This window comes from Microbispora sp. CL1-1 (genome assembly GCF_012034195.1).
GTDB lineage: Bacteria > Actinomycetota > Actinomycetes > Streptosporangiales > Streptosporangiaceae > Microbispora.
Genome location: NZ_JAATEK010000137.1, coordinates 1 through 1,096, shown reverse-complemented (window position 1 = coordinate 1,096; position 1,096 = coordinate 1). Strand labels below are relative to the sequence as shown.

Here is a 1,096-nt window from a genome sequence, read left to right as displayed (position 1 = left end):
GGGATCATCTGGGCGATGAGCAGCACGAAGCTCAGCACGCCGCCGCCGCGCGGGCGCAGCTTGGCCAGCGAGTATGCCGCGGGCGCCGCGATCACCAGGGTCAGGGCCACGGTGCCCAGCCCGACCACGAGGCTGGTGGCGAGGTAGGGCCCCTGCTGCTCCAGCACCGCGCGGTAGCCGTCCAGCGTGCCGTGCACCGGGAACCAGTAGGGCGGCGACTTGCGCATGTCCTGGTCGCGGGTGAACGAGACGTTGATCATCCAGTAGACCGGGAACAGCATGAGCACGGTGAACACCACGCCCAGGCCGGTCCGCCACCAGGTGCGCCGGGTCGCCGTCATGCCGCCCCCTGCTTTCGCTGCGTACGGATGTAGACGAGGCCGAAGACCAGCGCGATCACGATCAGCAGGTTGCCGACCGCCGCGCCGGGTCCGAAGGACGGCAGCAGGTTGCCGAAGCCGAGCCGGTAGGACCAGGTGGCCAGCGTCGTGGACGCGTCGCTCGGGCCGCCCTTCGTCATGATCCAGATGATGTCGAACACCTTGAGCGTGTAGACCAGCCCGAGCAGCAGCGTGATCGCCGAGACCGGCCGCAGCAGCGGGAACGTCACCCGCCAGAACCGCTGCCAGCCGGTCGCCCCGTCGAGGGCCGCCGCCTCGTGGATGTGGGAGGGGATCGCCTGCAGCCCGCTGTAGAGCACCACCAGGTTGAACGGGATGCCGATCCAGATGTTGGCGATGGTCACCGACCACAGCGACCAGTCCGGCGAGGTCAGCCAGTTGACCGGGCCGACGCCGACCCAGCTCAGGGCCGCGTTGACCACGCCCGACTCGCTGTTGAGCATCCACGACCAGGTCGAGGACGACACGATCAGCGGCAGCAGCCACGGCACCAGGAACAACGCCCGCAGCGTGGCCGACAGCCGGAAGTTGCGGCTGAAGAACACCGCCAGCGCAAGCCCGATGGTGAACTGGAAGGCCAGCGACACCACGGTGAACACCACCGTGTGCCACAGCGCCGGGCCGAAGGTGGCATCGGCGAACACCTTCGCGTAGTTGGCGAACCCCGTGAACGGCGCGTCCCCCTGCACGAACGA

The 1,096-nt window shown here is 68.7% G+C and carries 1 protein-coding gene and 1 pseudogene; both read right to left on the bottom strand.

Features of this window, described 5'->3' with window-relative positions; all coding sequences use genetic code 11:
• A pseudogene (locus HCK04_RS40295) lies at positions 1–341 on the bottom strand (carbohydrate ABC transporter permease); the annotation flags it as partial.
• Positions 338–1,096: sugar ABC transporter permease (locus HCK04_RS40290; protein ID WP_142652773.1), on the bottom strand; the 759-nt coding region annotated here is incomplete at its 5' end. The gene HCK04_RS40290 and the pseudogene HCK04_RS40295, both read right to left, overlap by 4 nt.